Source organism: Amycolatopsis sp. WQ 127309, assembly GCF_023023025.1.
Lineage (GTDB): Bacteria > Actinomycetota > Actinomycetes > Mycobacteriales > Pseudonocardiaceae > Amycolatopsis.
Window position 1 is genome coordinate 1,190,442 of the sequence record NZ_CP095481.1, and the last position, 18,830, is coordinate 1,209,271.

The following is an 18,830-nucleotide window of genomic DNA, read 5'->3' on the forward strand; positions in this document are numbered from 1 at the left end:
TGTTCGGGTACGAACGGGCCAGTCGTGCCCACCTCACCGCGCCGCACGAACGGCCCACTCGCGACCTTCTCGACGCGAACGGGCCGTTCACGTCGACATCACCGCATCGCGCGAACGGGCCAGTCGCACCCATCACGACACCAACGGCCCTCTCGTGCCCACCTCCACGCCACGCCAACGGCTCCCGCGATCGCATCGCCGCCCCCGCATCGGCGCCGCGCGAACGGGCCACTCGCATCCATCTCGCCGCGAAGGGACCGTTCGCGGCGACAAGCACATCCGTAGCCAACGGCCCACTCGCGCCCGAATCAGCACGAACGGACCGTTCGTGCCCGCGACCACGCCCGCACGAACGGGCCACTCATGTCCGAAACAGCACGAACGGCCCACTCGCAACTGCGCCCATACCTAACGGGCCGCTCATGCCTGAAGCAGCGCGAACGGCCCACTCGCGCCCGAAACAGCGCCAACGGGCCACCCGCGCCCGCAACCACACCCACCGCACCGCTCATGCCTCAAGCAGCGCCAACGGGCCACCCGCGCCCGAAACAACGCCAACGGGCCGTTCGTCCCCGAGAAAGCAGCGCCGCCCAGGGCAGCAAGCTCAGCTGCGGCGCCGGGCCGGGACCGCCGTCAGCAGGGTGAACAGCACCGCCGCCAGCTGGGCCAGCAGCAGCAGGTTCCGTTCCGTGCCCGGGTACTCCACCGTCACCTCCGACGTCGTCGGCGGGACCGACACCGCTACCTGGTGCCCCCACGCCGGGACGATCGGGACGCTCTTGCCGCCCACCGAGGCCTTCCAGCCCGCTTCCTGCTCCGCCGCCAGCACCAGCAACCGGCCCGTCGGGCCCTCCGACACCCGGACCCGGACGTCCGGGAGGCCCGCCTGGACCGGGGCCACGCCCGGGGCGTTCCCGGGGGCGCCGCCGCCCGTGACCGCCGCTTTCGCCTGCTCCGGGGAGATCAGGATCACCTGGCCCGCCGGTGACAACAGGCGCAGCACACCACGGCCGTCGGAGGTCGGGGCCGCTATCGAGACCATGTCCTTCGCCAGCGGTGGGTACGCCTGCGGGTCCACGCCCGGCGGGAGCACCACGTACTCCACGCCCGCCGCCGCCGCGGCGGCGAAAGTGCGCTGCACCGCAGCCGCGTCGCCTTGGCCCAGGTCACGGCGCCACGTCGCGAGCCGGGCCGGGGTGGTGGGGGTCGGGGCCAGCTCGTCGTCGCCGTAGCGGGGCAGGCGGCCGCTGATCTGGCGGGTCGCGTCCGGCGCCAGGTCCAGCACCGACCGGCCCGACGCGCCCAGCTCCGCCGTGACCTCCGGTGCGAGCGCAGGACGCCCGCCGGCGCGCAGGGGTCCCTGGCCGCCGACGGCCAGCGCGCCGGCGGCCAGCGCCAGGAACACCACGACCCCGGCGATCGCCGACACCTTCGGCAGCCACGTCGACGGCACGCCGGCCGCACCGCCGCGCTGCCACGAACCGAGCACGACCCACAGCAGCCCCGCGCCGACGATCAGCAGCGGCACCCCTGCGTAGCCGTGCGCCGCGGCGCCGCCCTGCATCGGGGTCGCCGTGACGAGCCGGACCAGCACCAGGCCGCCCACGCCCAGCACCCCCAGCGCGAGCCCGCCCGCGGCGAGCTTCGTCGGCCGCACGACGATCGCCACCAGCGCCGCCGCGATCACCGCGACGCCGATCGGCCACGCGCCCGGCCCGCCCGGGTCGAGCCCGGCCAGATCCGTGCCGGACACGACCGAAGCCGCGCCGCCCAGTCCCTGCACGAGCAGTTCCGGGTGCTTCAGCAACACCGTCGGCCACGGCAGCAGCAGCGCCAGCGGCAGCAGGACGACGATCCCGACCGACGCGATCCGCCGCGCCAGCCCGGTCGGTGCGGGCAGCACCACGAACCCGATCAGCAGCCCGGCGAGCGCGAGCCCGTGCGCCAGCGGCGAGAACGCGCCGAGCAGCGCGACGCCGAACGCCGAGAGCGCCGACACGTGCAGCCACCGCTGGTCCGCGCGGACCAGCAGCCCGGCGATGCCCGCCGCGACGAGCGGCAGCACCAGGTGCACCACGACGACGTCGAGCCGGCCCTGCGCCACCGCCGCCGTCGCGGCCGGCAGCAGCGCGTACGTCGCGGCGACGACCGCGCGGACCCACCGGCGCACGCGAAGCCGCCGCGTCGCGACGTACGCGCTCAGCGCCGCCAGCGGGATGTCCCCGAGCAAGAGGATCGCGACCAGCGCGGCCGGGCCGCCGATCGGCGCGAACACCGCGCCGAGCGTGCCCAGCACCGGCACGGTCGCCGACGCGGGCGCGCCCGTGCCGCCCGCGATCGCGTGCCACGGCGTGAGGTACGACGTCCACAGCTCCCCCAGGCCGCCGACCGGGAGGAGCTTGCCTCCGAACAGGTCGAGCCCGAGCCGGGCGCGGTTGACGAACAGCCCCAGCGCCGTCATCACGACCAGCAGCACCACCGGCGGCGCGAAGATCGTCGCGCCCAGCACCCGGCGGCGGTTCACCTCGACGAAGACGATCTCCGGCTCGGGCGCCGGGGTGATCTCTTCGGTGGTTTCCGCAGTTTCCGGTTCCGGCGCCACGGTTTCCGGCAGCGTGACGGCGACGAGCGTGCCCGGCCGCCGCAGCCCGGACCCGCGGGAGCTGACCCCGCGCAACGCGCCGGCGGGCAGCGCGTCCGGCCCGACCGGACGGTTCTCGCGCGCGTCGAGCGCTTCCGGCGTCACCCACGCGGACTCGGTTTCGACGGTTTCGGGAACCGTCCCGAGCGCGACGTCGTTCTCCACACCGCGGCGCACGAGGCCGACGACGCCGGCGCGGACGGCGTTGCGCAACCGCGTCCCGCGACCGGTGAAGAGGCCGCGAACCGTGCCGGGCCGCGGATTCCGCCGTCGGCGCGCCCGGGCGGCGCGCAATCCGCCGCGTCCACTGAGGAGGTACGCGGCGGCCGCGAACTCCGCCCGCGCCTCGCCGGTGCGGCGCAGCAGGACGAAGGCCAGCGCGCGCAGCACCGAGAGCAGCGGGAGCCGGATCATCCCCAGCCAGAAGGAAAACGGCGAGCAGTTCACCAGGAACACCCGCAGCCCGTGGGCGCGGTTCGCGGCGGCGAGCGACGCGGGGACGGCGTCGGCGGGCCGCTGGCCGGTGGTGACGGCGCGCGCGTGCCGCACCCGCGCGGCCGGCACCGACAGCACCAGCCCACCGGCCGCGTTCGCGCGCCAGCCGAAGTCGAGATCTTCGCGCAGCAACGGGAAATCCTGGTCGAACCCGCCGAGGGAGTCCCACGCGTCGCGGCGCACGAGCGAGCCCGCGCTGGGCACGGCGAGCACCTCGGCCGGGTCGTCGCCGGTCGCGGCGACCTGCTGCCGGTGCCCGGACGCGTCGGTCGACAGGCCGGCTTCGACGATCAGCCGCGGGTCCGTCCAGTCGAGCCCGAGCGCGCCGAGCACGGTCGCGGACGGTTGCGCCGTCGCGACTTTGAGGAGTTCGTCGAGGCAGTCGGGTTCGGGCGCGCAGTCGTCGTGCAGCAGCCAGAGCCACGCGCCGGGGTCGCCCCAGCGCTCGGTGGCGTGGTCAACGGCTTCCGCCACCGCGGCGGCGAAGCCGGTTTCACTCGAAAGCGTGACGATGCCGGAGAGCACCGGAGGTGCGTCGGGATCGCTGCCCGGATCGGCCGCGGCGGCCAGGAGACGCGGGGTCGCGTCGGTGGATCCGGTGTCCACGGCGAGCACGTGCCGGGGACCGACGGTGCTGCGGCGCAACGAAGAAAGCGCCAGCGGCAGCCAGTTTTCGCCGTTGTGACAGACCACAATGGCCAGAACGGGCGCGGTGCGCAGGGCGGGCGGCGCGACGGTGCGGGGCAACAAACGCTCCTGATCAGGCGGCGGTCGGTGCGGCCACCCTACGGCCCTGGTCCGTCACCCGATGGTGAACCCACGCCGTGCGCAACGCAGAGCGCCCACGCAGCGGAACTGCGTGGGCGCATCACACAAGCCGAGCCGGCCAAGACCCAGCCCGTGACCCGACGCCGAGCCGGCTGATCCACGCGAGCCGGCTACAGCGGGGGTCCGGGGGCGTGCCCCCGGGCGGGGTCTGGGGGTTGCACCCCCAGAAGGCACTTGAAGCGCGAGCACGGTTCGCGCTTTCCGCGGACGCAACTCACCCCTCGGACACGCTTCAAACAGCGCGTTTCTTCAGCTTCCGGCGCTCCCGCTCGGACAGACCGCCCCAGATGCCGAAGCGCTCGTCCTTGGCCAGCGCGTACTCAAGGCACTCGTCCTTGACCTCGCAACCCAGGCAGATCCGCTTGGCTTCACGGGTGGAGCCGCCCTTCTCCGGGAAGAACGCCTCCGGGTCCGTCTGCGCGCACAGAGCGCGTTCTTGCCAGTCCTGCTCTTCCTCGGTGGCATCGATGAGCTCGGTGAGATCTCCCAGAGCCTGCTCCGGGATCTCGCCCCAACTCATGACGTGCCCCCATTCCTTACCATCGGCTTCCAACCGCACGTCCGCCTCCTCGCTCCCTAGCACTCCCCAGGCTGGCGGTGGTGAAACGACACCCGTCGTCCCCTCGACGACGAATGACATCACTGTGATTACACCCGTGTAGTGCGGTCAGGTCAAGCGGAGTAGCGAGTTCGGGGGACCCTTCGGCCCGATCGCGCAAGGGGACACGCCGGTAACTTCACACCGGGCATACGGAAGACTGGAAGCGTGCAGAAGTCAGCGACGCGCCCCAGCCCGGTCTTCCTCGGCATCCTCGCCCTCACCGTCGCCGGTGGCGTGATGGCCGCCTTCGGCGACGTCACCACCGTCCTGGTCGGCGATCGCGATCCACTCCTCATCGCCGGCGTCGTGATCTTCGTCGCCGCCGGCTGGGTGGCGTCGCTGTCGCTGCACGAGTTCGGCCACGCGATGGTCGCCTACCGGGGCGGTGACGCCAGCGTCGCCCACAAGGGTTACCTGACGCTGGACGTCCGGAAGTACACCGATCCCGTCCTGTCGATCGTCCTGCCGTTGATCTTCCTGATCATCGGCGGCATCCCGCTGCCCGGCGGCGCGGTCTGGATCAACCGGGGCGCGCTGCGCTCGCGCGGGACGTCGTCGTGGGTCTCGCTGGCCGGGCCGCTGAGCAACCTCGCGGTCGGCGCGGCGCTGGCGCTCGTGGTGGCGCTGGTGCCGATGGCGGGCGGCCTGGTCGTCGCGATGTCCTACCTGGCGCTGCTGCAGATCCTGACGTTCATCCTGAACATCCTCCCGATCCCCGGCCTCGACGGCTGGGGCGCGATCGAGCCGTACCTGCCGCCGCAGGCCCGCGCGTTCGGCGCGCAGGTCCGCCCGTGGGCGCCGATCATCCTGTTCGCGATCCTCTGGTTCTTCACCCCGGCGAGCACGGCCCTGTGGGACAGCGCGTTCTGGATCTACAACGGCCTGGGCGGCTTCGAAGAGGGTGCCCGCGCGGGCGCCAGTGTCTTCCGCTTCTGGAACTGACGCGCCGGGTCAGCGGGCGGGCGCCTGTTCGGTCAGCCAGGTGTGCGCCCGCTTCCAGACCTCCTTCAGCCCGGAGCGCTCGCCGAAGTAGTCGCCGGCCGCGCCGACGACCGGGAGCATGCCCAAGGCGCGGTGCACGAGGTTGCCCCGCGGCCGCTTCTCCAGCTCGCCCGTGATGCCGATCAGGCCGCGGCCCAGGCGCCACAGCGTGCCCGCGGCGGCCTTGACCGTCGCCTTGCCGTGCTTCTTCTCCGACGCCGTCAGCTCTTCGGTCAGCCTCGCGGCTTCTTCCGCCTCCGCGGCTTCGTCGTGCTCCGCGTGCTTGCCCGCCGCGAGATCCGGATCGATGTCGCGCTCGAACAGCACCGACGCGATCAGCCGCACGCGGGTGCCGACGTCGGTGACGCCGTACTCGCCCGCGATCGCGCACAGCAGCAGCCCCTGCGACGCCGCGCCGAGGGTGTCCTGCACCGGCAGCCGGTCGGCCAGTGCGCCGCCGAGGCCGGGGATCGACGTCAGCAGCGCCGTGAACCGGCCGACCCGGTTCATCCACCAGCTCGACCGGTCGTAGCCGGTCATCCGGCCCCACGCGGCCGTGCCGGGGACCTTCACCGACGTCAGCCCGTGGATCAGCTTCGCCTTGAGGCCGGACTCGACCTCGGCGAGGTCGTCGTGCTCGCGCCGGTCGCGCGCCTGCAGCCCGAACGGGTCGGACTCGCGCAGCGCGTCCAGCATCGGGCCGCACGCCCGGACGAACGGCCGCAGCACCGCCACGACCTGCTTGTCGGAAATCGCCTCAGCCACGTCCCGGTTTCCTTCCCGCCGCACGGCCCAGCCCACCGCCGAGCACCATCGCGCCGGGCAGCGCGCTCGCACCGAGCAGCAGCAGCGCTCGCCAGTCCTGGATCAGCACCAGGTCACCACCCGGACCCAGCATGCCGAACCCGAACACGACGAGCACCCACACGACGAGGGGTACCCACGAAAGAGACGGCCGCACCAGCTTCGCGGTGGTCGATACCAGCCACGGTGTCGTCACCGCGCCGACCAGCACCGTCACCGGGAGTGGCACGACGCCGATCCGCAGCGGCAGGAAGAACAGCTCCAGCACGCCCAGCAGCACGGCGTCGAAGGCGAGCAGCACGAGGAACGCGATCTGGGTCCCGGTCAGCCGGTCGGGCGTGGTCACAGTCCACCGAACAGGTCGCCGGCCGCGCCCTCGGCCGGGCCGTGGGCCAGCACGAAGCAGTCGCGCGCCGGGATCGGCTGCGCCAGCTCGTTGGTCAGCGCGAAGTGCGGGACGGCGCCCTCGACGACGGTCAGCTGCGTCGCGTGCGCGCGCAGGGCCGCCAGCTTCGCCGGCAGGTGCGCGGCGACGTCGAGGACCGTCGTGATCTCCTCGTCCGGCGTCACCGGCAGCTCGGCGTCCGGCGGCACCGGGAAGCGGGACGTCCCGGCGGCCCGCAGCTCGGCGAGGCCGTCGCGGACGTCGTCACGCGACGCGACCGTGTGGAACACCCGGGCGACCGACGACGCCCGCGGCGCCGCGGCCATGGTGATCTCGTGCGCGCGGATGTGGTCGGGGTGGCCGTAGCCGCCGAACGCGTCGTAGGTGACGACGACCTGCGGCCGGACCTCGTCGAGGACCGCCGCCAGCTGCGCGGCCTGCTCCTCGATGGTGCCGCTCGTGAACGCCCGCGGGTGGGACGCCGCCGGTGTGCCCGCCATGCCCGAATCGCGCCACCGGCCGATCCCGCCCAGGTAACGATGTCGCGACACCCCCAGCGCGGCGCACGCGGCCTTCAGCTCGGCGACGCGGTAGCCGCCCAGCTGGTCGGCGGCCCAGGCCCCCAGCCCGGCCAGCTCCGGCAGCTCGCGGACGATCTCGCCTTCCTCACCCAGCGTGCAGGTCACCACGGTCACCTCGGCGCCCTCGGCGGCGTATCGTGCGATCGTGGCGCCGGTGGTGATGCTCTCGTCGTCGGGATGGGCGTGGACGAGCAGCAGTCTTCGCGGTACCGGAGAGATCACGGGTTGAGCGTAATTCCCGTGCTCCGACCCAAGTCGGGGACACCCTCGGTTATCCTCGCGCGAGTCGCGACCGCCGCGTCGCGATGGTCTGTACCCCCACGAAGGGCATCTTGGTGAGCACTGAAGCAACTTCGGCGAACGTCGCCGACGTGTCGGGATCCGTTCTGTCCATCTCCGACCTGAGCGTCTCGTTCCCGACCGAGGACGGCGTCGTCGACGCGGTCAAGGGCATCGGGTTCGACGTCAAGCCCGGCGAGATCGTCGCCGTCGTCGGTGAGTCCGGGTCCGGCAAGTCCGTCACGTCGATGTCGGTGCTGGGCCTGCTGCCCAAGACCAGCCGCATCGGCGGCGAGCTCCGCCTGGGCGAGCGCAACCTGGCGGACCTCAAAGAGAAGGACATGCAGAAGATCCGCGGCAACCAGGTCGCGATGATCTTCCAGGAGCCGATGACGGCCCTGAACCCGGTCTACACGATCGGCTGGCAGCTGCGCGAGGCCCTGCGGTCGCACCAGGACATCTCGAAGTCCGCCGCCGACAAGCGCGCGGTCGAGCTGATCGACATGGTCGGCATCCCGAACCCGGAGCAGCGGTTCAAGCAGTACCCGCACCAGCTCTCGGGCGGTCTGCGCCAGCGCGTCGTCATCGCCATGGCGATCGCCTGCGACCCGCAGGTCATCATCGCCGACGAGCCGACCACCGCGCTCGACGTCACCGTGCAGGCGGAGATCCTCGGCCTGCTGCGCAAGCTGCGCGACACCCTCGACACCGCGATCGTGCTGATCACGCACGACATGGGCGTCGTCGCCGACATGGCCGACCGCGTCATCGTGATGTACCAGGGCGAGATCGTCGAAGAGGCGCCGGTGCGCGACCTGTTCGCCTCGCCCAAGGAGGACTACACCCGCCGGCTGCTCGCCGCGGTGCCGGTCCTGGGCCAGCGCCCCGAGGGACGTCGCCTGCTCGACACCGGGATCGACGCCGACAGCACCGAGGCGGCCAAGATCGCCGACGACATCCGGCTGGCCGACGCCGAGCTGGAGGCCGTGATCGAAGAGGCCGCGCCGGCCCTGGAGATCAAGAACCTGGTCCTCGAGTACCCGGGCCGCCGCGGTCAGGGCAAGAACCGCGCGGTGGACGACGTCTCGCTGACCATCGCCAAGGGCGAGATCGTCGGCCTGGTCGGCGAGTCCGGCTCCGGCAAGTCGACCGTCGGCCGCTGCGCCGTCGGCCTGCTCCGGGCCACCCAGGGCACCATCGCGATCGCGGGCCGTGACATCACGACGATGTCCGCGAAGGACATCCGCCCGCTGCGCCGGTTCTTCTCGATCGTGTTCCAGGACCCGGCGTCCACACTGGACCCGAAGATGACGATCGGCGAGTCGATCGCCGAGCCGATGGTGCTGCACAAGGTGCTGGCCGGCAAGGAGCTCTCGGCCCGCGTGCGCTCGCTGCTCGACAAGGTCGAGCTGGGCGGGCACTACATGAACCGCTACCCGCACGAGCTCTCCGGCGGCCAGCGCCAGCGCGTCGCGATCGCCCGGGCGCTGTCGCTCGACCCGGCGCTGCTGATCGCCGACGAGCCGACGTCGGCGCTCGACGTGTCGGTGCAGGCCCGCGTGCTGGACCTGTTCCTCGACCTGCAGCAGTCGCTGCAGTTCGCGTGCCTGTTCATCAGCCACGACCTGGCGGTGGTCGACCTGCTGGCCGACCGCGTCGCGGTGATGCAGTACGGCAAGCTCGTCGAGGTCGGCACCCGTGACCAGGTGCTGCACTCGCCGCAGCAGGAGTACACCCGGCGCCTGCTGTCGGCGGCCCCGGTCGCCGACCCGGTGCTGCAGGCCGAGCGCCGCGCGGCCTGGGAAGCGGGCCGGCTGGCGCCGGTCGCCGACTGAGGCTCGCTGAGACAAGCTGAAGGCCGCCACCCGGCTCGGGTGGCGGCCTTCGGTGTTCCTGGGCAAGCCGGCGCCTGGCACCGTGGCTCTGAAGGTGTTCGTGACACCCCTGGCGCGCGCTGTGCGCACGTAGTCGGCATCCGGCACCTCCGGGGCATCGACGCGCGCTGGAAGCGGCTGCAGGCGGCGAAGGTGACGGCCATGATGGACAGTGCCGGAACTGAAACCCCGGCGTCGTGGCGATCGGCGTCCGGAACGCGGCCGGCACCTTCCGCGCCAGCCGGCTGGAGCGCGGCCGGCGATCGCGCGCGCTGTGCGCCTGGACTGCGCCGAAACGACCGCGGGGGTGACCGGAATCCGGTCACCCCCGCGGTGTGCGTTCAGGCCTTCATTCTCCGCTGTCGCGGGTCGAAGGCGTCGCGGAGACCGTCACCGATGAAGTTGATCGTCAGTGAGATCAGCACGAGCACGATGAACGGCCCGAAGAACAGCGCCGGCCGCGTCTGCAGCTGGGCGTAGTTCTCCAGGATGACGCGGCCGAGCGAGGTGTCCGGCAGCTGGACGCCGAGGCCGATGAACGACAGCGCGGCTTCCGCCAGCACGGCCTGCGCGACCGCGAGGGTCGCGTTGACCGTGATGCTGCCGACCATGTTCGGCACCAGGTGCTTGAAGATGATCCGGAACGTGCCGGCGCCCGAAGCGCGAGCCGCGTCCACGAACTCGCGCTGGGCCAGGGACATCGCCTCGGCCCGGGTGATTCGGGCGATCTGCATCCAGCCGAAGGCCGCCAGCACCAGCGCCACGATGTACCAGGCACCGCCGCCGAACACCTTGGCGAGGATGGCCGCCGCGGCGATCTGCGGGATGATCAGGAACAGGTCCGTGACGCGCGAGATCGCCGAGTCGGTGAAGCTGCGCAGGTAGCCCGCCAGTGCACCGAGGACGACGCCGACGAAGGTCGACAGGATCGACACCGTGAGCGCGATCAGCAGCGAGAACTGGGTGCCGCGCAGGATCTGCGACACCATGTCCTTGCCGACCTGCGTGGTGCCCAGCGGGAAGTCCCCGTTCGGCTTCGCGAAGGACGGGAAGGAGCTGTCCTCGTAGCTGTGCGGCCAGAAGATCGGCATCAGGATGCTGAGCAGGATGATCAGCACCAGCACCGCGGTCGAGGCCATCGCCAGCTTGTGGTGCAGGAACTTGCGCAGGACCAGCTTGCCCTGGCTCCGCGGCTCGGGCAGGGCCTCCGGCGGCAGCGTGCCGTCGGCCGTCGCGGTTTCGCTCGCGAGAAGTGAGTTCAAGTCAGCCAACGCGAATCCTCGGGTCCAGGATGCCGTACATCAGGTCGGCGATCAGGTTGGCGACGACCACGCTGGAGGCGATGACCACGAGCCAGCCCATCAGCACCTGCGTGTCGTTCTTCGTGACGGCTTCCACCAGCAGCGTGCCCATGCCGTGCCAGTTGAACACCGTCTCGGTGATGATCGCCCCGGCGAGCACCGAGCCGAAGTTCACCGAGAACAGCGTGGTCACGGGGATCAGGGCGTTGCGGAACGCGTGCCGGAAGATGACCCGGCCGTTGGCCAGGCCCTTGGCGCGCGCGGTGCGCACGTAGTCCGAGCTCATGACCTCGAGCATCGAGGCCCGCTGGAAACGGCTGTACGCGGCGAAGCTGATCGCCATGATCGAGAGCGTCGGCAGCAGGTACGCGCCGACCGTGCTGGTGATGAAGTCCCCGACGCCGTCGGTCTTCAGCTGCTCCGGGCTGATCGTGCGCAGCCATGGATTGCCGAGGACGTCGGACAGGCCCAGGTCCCGCACCCAGCCGTTGATCTCGATCGCGTAGCGCTTCAGCACGATCGCGACGCAGAAGATCGGCATCGAGAAGAGCAGGAAGGCCAGGGTGGTCGCGATGTAGTCGATGATCGAGTACTGCTTCACCGCGGCCAGCACACCGACGATGATGCCGATGATCAGCGCGAGGATCTCGGCTCCGACGACCAGCTTGAGCGTGACGGCGAACGCGGCCGTGACCTTGGGCGCGACCGGCGCGAGGGCGTTGCCCTGCGCGATCGAGGTGCCCCAGTCGCCGGTCAGGAAGTGCCCGAGCCAGGTGAAGTAGCGCGGGATGACGCCCTGGTCCAGCCCCAGCTTGTGGGAGAGCGCGTCGATCGCGTCCTTGCTCATCAGCGGGTTGTTGCGGATCTCGCCCAGCGGGTCACCGGTGGCGGCGACCATCACGAACGACAAGAAGGTCCCGACCAGCAGGACGGGAATCGATATCGCCAGACGGCGAAGGATGTAGATCACCAGGTTCAACGAACTGCTCCTCATCCGGGCCTGGTCGTCAGAAGTGCGCTGGACCGCTACCCGGTTGTCTACCGTAGTGGTGGTAACCCTACGGTCAACAGCTACTTCCGGTGGGTACCGGGGCCCGGCTCGTGGCCGGGCCCCGGTACCTCCCAGGTCATCTGGAGCGAGGGGAAAGAAGCGTCAGGGCGAGCCCCGTTACTTCTTCTCCCACTCGCCGGCGTTCCACAGGACACCGTTGTACGACTGCATGTACACGCGGTCGATGCCCTTGAACGCCCACATGGACGGCGTCTGGAACAGCGGCATGGTCGCGTACTTGTCCGCGATCGCCTTGTCCGCGGCCTGGTAGCTCTGCGTCTTGACGGTCTCGTCCGTGGCACTCACCGCGGACTTGAACGCGTCGTCGATCTTCGGGTCGCAGAGGTTCTGGTAGTTCTGGTCGCCACCGTTGGTCGGGCAGACGTAGATCGACCGCGACTGCGACTTGAACGGAGCCGACGACCAGCCGAAGAGGGCGATGTCGTAGTCACCGGTCGAGACGCGGCCACCCTTGAGGAAGTTGGCGTCGGTCTCGTCCTTGACCTCGATACCGGCCGCCTTGGCCTGCGAGATGATGATCTCGACGGTCTGGCTGCGGCGCGCGTTCTGGTTATGCGTGATCTTGAACGAAGCGCGCACGCCGCCCTTGGCGAAGATGCCGTCGCCGCCCTTGACCCAGCCCGCGTCGGTCAGCGTCTTCGCCGCCGCCTCGGCGCCCAGGCCGGCCTTGCTGCCGTACAGGTCGGTGTAGCCCTCTTCACCCTGGAAGAACACGATCGAGTTCAGCGGGGCCGCGTCGGCCTGGACTTCCTTGAGCAGCTTGTCCGTGATCGCCTTGCGGTCGACCGACTCGAAGAACGCCTTGCGGAGCGCGTCGTCCTTGAACATGCGGTTGAACTGCAGGTCGAGGTGCTCGTAGGTCAGCTGGGGAGCCGAACCGTAGGTGACACCCTGGGCCGAGAGGCCCTTCAGCGTCTGGGCCGCGGTGGCGTCCGGCTGGGTCGACGCCGCGACGTCGATCTCACCGTTCTGCAGCGCGGTCGCCATGGCCTTGGTGTCTTCCATGGCGCGGACGATGATCTTGCTCGGTCCGCCCTTGCCGCCGGCCCAGTTCGGGTTCTTGACGAGGGTGACGGCCTTCTGGTTGGCGTCGAACGCGTCGATCATGTACGGGCCGGAGGCCGGCATGAGCGCCTTGTCGAAGCCCTTCCACTTGTTCGTCCAGAAGTCGCCGGCCTTGGCGACCAGGGCCGGGTCACCGGTCGGCGCCAGCTTGGTGATGTCCGGGATGCCGGTCCCCTTCTCGAGGATGTGCGCCGGCAGCACCGCGACCCCGCTGAACAGGCCCTTGTAGTCGAGGTACGGCTCGCTGTAGTCCGTCTCGAAGGTCAGGTCGTCCTTGCAGGTGGCGGTCTTGATCTTGTCGTAACCGGTGGTCGAGGCGGCGTTGAACGGGTTCTTGCCGTCCGCGCCCTTCGCCTGGCCGCTCTGCGCGAGCCACGCCAGGTAGAAGTCCTTGCAGTTGTAGGCCTCGCCGTCGGACCACTTGAGGTTCGGCTTGATCTTGTACGTGACGACCTGGGGGTCCTTGGTCGTCACGTCGGCCGAGTCGAGGATGTCCTTGTTGAGCAGCACCTTGTTGTTGCCGTCGAGGACGAAGGAGTCTTCGATGACGGCGGTCAAGATGTACGTGTTGTACGAGCTGTTGGTGTCCGGGGTGTTGTTGTTGTACCCCGAATAGCCGTCGTCGATCCCGACCGTGACCGTGCCGTCCCAGCCCTTGACGTCCGCGAGCTTGAACGAGTCACCGGTCTCGGCCTTGCCGACAGCCATCGCCTTGACGTCGGTCGACGACCCGTTCGTGTCGGTGCTACCCGAACCCGAATCACCACCGCTGCAGGCGCTCAGCAGCAGCGTGGCGCCTGCGACGAGCGACAAGGCGGAGACTGCTTTGGTTCTCCTCATGAAGTGTGCCCTCCTAGCACTGAGCCCTTGAATTGTGACAAGGACCCACACCGCTCCGGTTTGGGCCGGAGCCTACGACACGCCAAGCGACACTCAACTGGCGCACTGCGGGTGCACGCTAGAAAGGAAAAGCACCGACAGTCACCAGTTCAGGGTCGATCGTGACCAAAGGGTGACTTCCAGTGGACATCCAGAAATACGACGGTTACCTCATGGAATCAATGCCCCCCACCCGAAGGCGTCGGTAAAGATCACTCGGTAGTACTGAATGCGTAGCCGACTGATTACTTCGGGCCGCGAGTCCAGTTCACGGCCGACCCGAACGGGCCCACCATGGGGGGACCCGGTGTGACGCCCGAGATGCCCGATCCGATCGCCAGTGTGTCAGCCATCTGGAACAGCGGAATCACCACGTTCTGACGCCAAAGTTCAGGCTCAAGGGTGGTCAGGGCCTCGGCGATCGGCGTGGCGCCCGACAGCGCGGCGTCGATCGACGGCTGCAGCGCCGCGTCGCAGAAGCCCGCCGAATTGCCCGGAACGACCGGTTTCGTGGTGTCCGCCCCCGTCGCCGTCTGCTCGGGCCGGCAGCCGAAGGTCGACGCGAGCACCGAGGCCGTGTCGCCGCCGACCGCCTGCGGCACGACCGCGATGTCGACACCGACGTTGCCCGCCGAGTCACCGGCCGGCTGCTGGACCCCGCCGACGACCGGCATCGCGAGCAGGCCGCTGAACAGGTCCCGCGGCTGCGGCGTGATCGCGTTGACCTCGATGCCCTGCGCGGCCAGCTCGCTGGTGAGCTCCTTGGCGATCGACGCGTACGGCTCCTGGGTGCCGGGCGAGGCGATGACCAGCGAAAGCGCCTTGCCGTTCTTGCGCCAGGTGCCCGCGGTCTTGGTGTAGCCGGCCGCCTTCAGCGACTCCTCGGCCTTCGCGACGTCGGGCGCGGTCGGCGGGCCGGGCGGGATCGTCGCGGTGTACCCGGCCACCGACGGCGCCTTCACCTGGGCGTCTGCGTGCAGCGCCGCCGACGGGCCGCCGTTGACGCCCTCCGTGATCAGCTTCGTGCGGTCCAGCAGGGCGGCGACCCCGGCCCGCACCTGCGCGTCCTGCAGCGTGGCGCTGACCGGCCGCAGCAGCACGTCGGCGACGAGCGGCCGGGCCACGGTGTGCAGCTGGACGGCCGAGCCGAGCTCGCCGAGCAGTTTGAGCTCGTCGCCGGTGGTCCGGGCCAGCGCGAACTGGTCGTTGCCGCTGCGCAGCGCGGCCAGCAGGGTGTTCTGGTCCGACCGGCGCAGCACGATCCGGTCGATCGCCGCCGGCTTCTCCCAGTAGCGCTCGTTGCGCTCGAGGATCACCTCGCCGCGGGCGGTGTCGAGGCTCTTGATCGAGAACGGGCCGGCGATGGCCGGGAAGTTCGTGGCCAGGGCCCCGCGCCAGCCGTCGGGGGCGTCCTTGAGCAGGTGGGCGGGCAGCAGGTCCGAGAACAGCGTCTGCCAGCCGGGGTACGGCTTGGCGAAGGTGACCTCGACGCGCTTGCCACCCTCGCGGGACTGCAGGTCGGTGATCTGCCGGTAGCCGGCCGGGCCGATCACGCCGGGCTGGTCGCGCATCTGGGTGCGCAGGTAGTCGAAGTCCTCGGCGGCGATGGGCGCGCCGTCGGACCAGGACGCGTCCGGCCGGATGTCGTAGGCGACGACGAACGGCTGCTGCGAGAGCACCGCGGCGGACTTCATGAGGTTCTTGTCGAGCAGGGTGGCGCCGTCGTCCTTCTGGCGGAACACCGAGGGCAGCAGCAGCTGCGAGAGCGCCGAGGTCACCTGCGAGGAGTCCGCGAGGTTGTGCGGGTTGTACCCGCCGAGCACGTCGTCGACGCCGACGACGATCTGCGACGGGGTCTTGCCGGTGGTCGAGACCGGCGCCACCGACGACGACACGACCGGCGGTGGCGGGGTGTTCGAGCAAGCGGCGAGCACCACGGCCGCGAGTGCCAGTACCGGCCCCGCCTTGCGATTCACCCGCACGCCCAGTCCTTCCGGATTCTCCCCGATCGGGTCAGCCATGTTCCCATGACCACCACCGCCGCCGGAACCGAGATTCCCATACCCGGATCGGCCGGGTCCGGCGCCCCATCGTGGCGCTATGGAGAAGGACGCGCGGACCACCGTCCGGGTTCCCGGACCGTTCCGGAACGGCGGAACGAACACGGCCCGGACACGAGACGGCGCCGGGCGGAGGTGAACACCAGGCGGGACGCCTATAAAGATATAAGGAGAAGATACTCGAATTCGGTGACGCTGGGCCGGGGTGTTTCGGACACAGGGTCACCGGCGCACGCGAAAAGGGCCTCCCGGCAACTCGCCGGAAGGCCCTTTTCGCGTATCGGATCAGACGTTGTCGCGGCTCTTGGCGCGCGAGCGCTCCTTGGCCCGGGTGTTGAAGTCCAGCGTGACCTTGCGGACGCGGACGACCTCCGGGGCCACCTCGACGCACTCGTCGACCGAGCAGAACTCCAGGGCCTCTTCCAGGCCCATCTTGCGCGGCCGGGCCAGCGTCTCCATCACGTCGGCGGAGGACTGACGCATGTTCGTCAGCTTCTTCTCCTTGGTGATGTTGATGTCGAGGTCCTCGAAGCGCGGGTTCTCGCCCACGACCATGCCCTCGTAGACGTCGGCGCCCGGCTCGACGAAGAACGTGCCGCGGTCGGCCAGCTGGATCATCGCGTACGCGGTGACCGGGCCGGTCCGGTCGGCGACCAGGGAGCCGCTGTGGCGGGTGCGGATCTCGCCCGCCCACGGGAAGTAGCCCTCGAACACGTGGTTCGCGATGCCGGTGCCGCGGGTCTCGGTGAGGAAGTCGGTGCGGAAGCTGATCAGGCCGCGCGACGGGAGCACGTAGACCAGCTTGATCCGGCCGGTGCCGTTGCCGCTCATGTCCTCCATGCGGCCCTTGCGGGACGCCAGGAGCTGCGTGATCGAGCCGAGGTGCTCTTCCGGTGAGTCGATGTAGAGGCGCTCGAACGGCTCGTGCAGCTTGCCGTCGATCGTGCGCAGGACCACCTGCGGCTTGCCGACGGTCAGCTCGAAGCCTTCACGCCGCATCTGCTCGACCAGGATGGCCAGCGCCAGCTCGCCACGGCCCTGGACCTCCCAGGTGTCGGGGCGCTCGGTCGGCAGCACGCGGATCGAGACGTTGCCGATCAGCTCGACGTCGAGGCGGGCCTTGACCAGCCGCGCGGTGACCTTGTCGCCGCCGTTGCGCCCGGCCAGCGGCGAGGTGTTGACGCCGATGGTCATCGAGATGGCGGGCTCGTCGACGGTGATCCGGGGCAGCGCCACCGGCGTCTCGGAGTCGGCGAGGGTGTCGCCGATGGTGATCTCCGGGATGCCGGCGATGGCGACCAGCTCGCCCGCGCTGGCCTCGGTCGCCGGGACGCGGGTGAGCGCCTCGGTGACGAGCAGCTCGGAGATCCGGACGTTCTGCACGGTGCCGTCTTCGCGCATCCAGGCCACGGTCTGGCCCTTGCGGAGCCGGCCGGCGTGGATGCGGATGAGCGCGATGCGGCCGAGGAAGTTCGACGCGTCGAGGTTCGTGACCAGGGCCTGCAGCGGCGCGTCCAGGTCCGCCGCGGGCGGCGGGACGTGGCGCATCAGCGTCTCGAACAGCGGGTCGAGGTTCTCGCTGTCGGGCAGGCCGCCGTCCTCGGGCTGCGCCAGGCTCGCCTTGCCGGCGCGCGCGGAGGCGTAGACGACCGGGAGGTCGAGGATGGCGTCGAGGTCGGCGTCCTCGATGTCACCGGCCAGGTCCAGCAGCAGGTCGTGGGTCTCTTCGACGACCTCGGCGATCCGCGCGTCCGGCCGGTCGACCTTGTTGACCAGCAGGATCACCGGCAGCTTGGCCTCGAGGGTCTTGCGGAGCACGAAGCGGGTCTGCGGGAGCGGGCCCTCGCTGGCGTCGACCAGCAGGACGACGCCGTCGACCATCGCCAGGCCGCGCTCGACCTCACCGCCGAAGTCGGCGTGGCCGGGGGTGTCGATGACGTTGATCGTCACCGAGCCCTCGGGCGTCTCGCGGTGGATCGACGTGTTCTTCGCCAGGATGGTGATGCCCTTTTCGCGCTCGAGCTCGCCCGAGTCCATGACCCGGTCGACGAGCTCGGCGCGCTCGGCGAAGGCGCCCGACTGCCGGAGCATGGCGTCGACCAGAGTGGTCTTGCCGTGGTCGACGTGGGCGACGATCGCGACGTTGCGCAGGTCGGGCCGGGTCTTACCGGTCGGCCGGCCGGTTTCGACGGTAGCGCTTACTGCGGGCACGCGAGTACTCCTGAACTTCAAAGGTGTGGGTGGCCGCGTAAGCCCGTCAGGCATCCTGTGACCGGCTCTGGTCACACGCGGACCTCACCAAGGATACCTGCACCCCCATTGTGAGGAGCCCCACGCCCCAAGATCGGTTAGGCTCTCCTAATCTGGAGGGCCGGACAGCGACGTCGATCCGAGGAGCGCAGGCGTGGGCAAGAAGCCGCCGGACGACCCCCGCAAGGTCGTGCGCAAGCTGATGAAAGCCGGCAAGGTCAAGAAGAAGTGCTGCCGGTCCAAGCCGCGGTGCAAGAAGTGCCCGGTGCTCGCGCTCAAGAAGGCGAAGCTCGACCTGGCGGCCTAGCGGTTGATCGCCTCGTTGAGGTCCCGCAGCTCCGGCGCGGTCTTGGTCGGCGAGAACGGGATGACCTCGTACTTCGCGAGCTTCCGCACCGCGAACGGGTCGCTCGCCAGGATCGCGTCCAGCTTCCCCTGGGACATCGGGCGCGTGATGATCACGCCGCCGACGCGCGGCTTCCGCGCCCCGGACGCGAGGAAGAGCCCGCGGTCGTACTGCGCCTCCAGCCACGCCACGTGATCCGGCAGCGCCAGGTCGACTTCTTCGATCGGGGCGGTGTAGGTCAGCACGACGACGAACATGGTTACAACGGTAGACCCGCTCGGATACAGTCACCCCATGCACGCGCAGACGTCCCAGTGGTGGCCGCCATCGGCGGCCCTCTGACCCTGCGCTGAAAACCAGCAGCGGCCGCCCCGGACGGGCGGCCTTT

General features: G+C 70.2%; 14 protein-coding genes. 3 read left to right on the plus strand and 11 right to left on the minus strand.

From position 1 onward, the window contains the following. Positions 1–604 precede the first annotated feature (604 nt). Together MUY22_RS04995 and MUY22_RS05000 are read right to left on the minus strand one after the other, a co-directional pair. A complete protein-coding gene (locus MUY22_RS04995) occupies positions 605–3,883 on the minus strand; it encodes a glycosyltransferase family 2 protein (protein WP_247057537.1) in 3,279 nt (1,092 codons plus the stop codon). A 313-nt stretch (positions 3,884–4,196) separates the two neighbouring features. Further along, on the minus strand, positions 4,197–4,484 hold the full coding sequence (locus MUY22_RS05000; protein ID WP_247063648.1) for a WhiB family transcriptional regulator: 288 nt from the start codon (positions 4,482–4,484) through the stop codon (positions 4,197–4,199). A 318-nt stretch (positions 4,485–4,802) separates the two neighbouring features. Here MUY22_RS05000 and MUY22_RS05005 point away from each other — a divergent pair, with 318 nt between their 5' ends. Further along, positions 4,803–5,507, plus strand: coding sequence for a site-2 protease family protein (locus tag MUY22_RS05005; protein WP_247063650.1), 705 nt, complete (start codon positions 4,803–4,805; stop codon positions 5,505–5,507). A 9-nt stretch (positions 5,508–5,516) separates the two neighbouring features. Here MUY22_RS05005 and MUY22_RS05010 read toward each other — a convergent pair whose 3' ends face one another. Genes MUY22_RS05010 through mshB form a run of 3 tightly spaced genes read right to left on the minus strand, consistent with a single transcriptional unit; the run spans position 5,517 to position 7,538 of the window. Beyond that, positions 5,517–6,311 carry a hypothetical protein gene (locus MUY22_RS05010; RefSeq protein ID WP_247057540.1) on the minus strand — a complete coding sequence of 265 codons (795 nt, stop codon included), beginning with the start codon at positions 6,309–6,311 and terminating at the stop codon, positions 5,517–5,519. Continuing rightward, positions 6,304–6,696, minus strand: a complete 393-nt coding sequence (locus tag MUY22_RS05015) for a hypothetical protein (protein WP_247057542.1) — start codon at positions 6,694–6,696, stop codon at positions 6,304–6,306. Before MUY22_RS05015 ends, MUY22_RS05010 begins: the two co-directional genes overlap by 8 nt. After that, positions 6,693–7,538: an N-acetyl-1-D-myo-inositol-2-amino-2-deoxy-alpha-D-glucopyranoside deacetylase gene (mshB, locus tag MUY22_RS05020; RefSeq protein ID WP_247057544.1), complete on the minus strand. Its 846-nt coding sequence runs from the start codon at positions 7,536–7,538 to the stop codon at positions 6,693–6,695. The genes MUY22_RS05015 and mshB overlap by 4 nt, the downstream gene beginning before the upstream one ends. A 113-nt stretch (positions 7,539–7,651) precedes the next feature. Between mshB and MUY22_RS05025 the strand changes: the two genes are divergently transcribed. Beyond that, positions 7,652–9,430, plus strand: a complete 1,779-nt coding sequence (locus tag MUY22_RS05025; protein WP_247057546.1) for an ABC transporter ATP-binding protein — start codon at positions 7,652–7,654, stop codon at positions 9,428–9,430. Positions 9,431–9,810: 380 nt separating this feature from the next. Here MUY22_RS05025 and MUY22_RS05030 read toward each other — a convergent pair whose 3' ends face one another. The 5 genes from MUY22_RS05030 to typA form a co-directional block, all read right to left on the minus strand. Continuing rightward, positions 9,811–10,740 (minus strand): ABC transporter permease, encoded by a 930-nt coding sequence (locus MUY22_RS05030; protein WP_247057548.1) that lies wholly within the window; start codon positions 10,738–10,740, stop codon positions 9,811–9,813. Next, positions 10,733–11,749 (minus strand): ABC transporter permease, encoded by a 1,017-nt coding sequence (locus tag MUY22_RS05035; RefSeq protein ID WP_247057550.1) that lies wholly within the window; start codon positions 11,747–11,749, stop codon positions 10,733–10,735. The genes MUY22_RS05030 and MUY22_RS05035 overlap by 8 nt, the downstream gene beginning before the upstream one ends. Before the next feature lie 189 nt (positions 11,750–11,938). Next, the gene (locus MUY22_RS05040) at positions 11,939–13,747 is read right to left on the minus strand and encodes an ABC transporter family substrate-binding protein (protein ID WP_247057552.1); all 1,809 of its coding nucleotides are present in this window, start codon (positions 13,745–13,747) and stop codon (positions 11,939–11,941) included. Positions 13,748–14,031: 284 nt separating this feature from the next. Further along, the gene (locus MUY22_RS05045) at positions 14,032–15,768 is read right to left on the minus strand and encodes an ABC transporter family substrate-binding protein (protein ID WP_247063658.1); all 1,737 of its coding nucleotides are present in this window, start codon (positions 15,766–15,768) and stop codon (positions 14,032–14,034) included. 363 nt (positions 15,769–16,131) lie between these two features. Beyond that, positions 16,132–18,057, minus strand: coding sequence for a translational GTPase TypA (gene typA / locus MUY22_RS05050; RefSeq protein ID WP_247057554.1), 1,926 nt, complete (start codon positions 18,055–18,057; stop codon positions 16,132–16,134). A gap of 193 nt (positions 18,058–18,250) precedes the next feature. On the opposite strand from typA, the gene MUY22_RS05055 reads away from it, so the two are divergent. Next, positions 18,251–18,403, plus strand: a complete 153-nt coding sequence (locus MUY22_RS05055) for a hypothetical protein (protein WP_247057556.1) — start codon at positions 18,251–18,253, stop codon at positions 18,401–18,403. Here the strand turns inward: MUY22_RS05055 and MUY22_RS05060 are convergent. Further along, the gene (locus MUY22_RS05060; RefSeq protein ID WP_247057558.1) at positions 18,400–18,699 is read right to left on the minus strand and encodes a YciI family protein; all 300 of its coding nucleotides are present in this window, start codon (positions 18,697–18,699) and stop codon (positions 18,400–18,402) included. The genes MUY22_RS05055 and MUY22_RS05060 overlap by 4 nt on opposite strands. Positions 18,700–18,830: the final 131 nt, after the last annotated feature.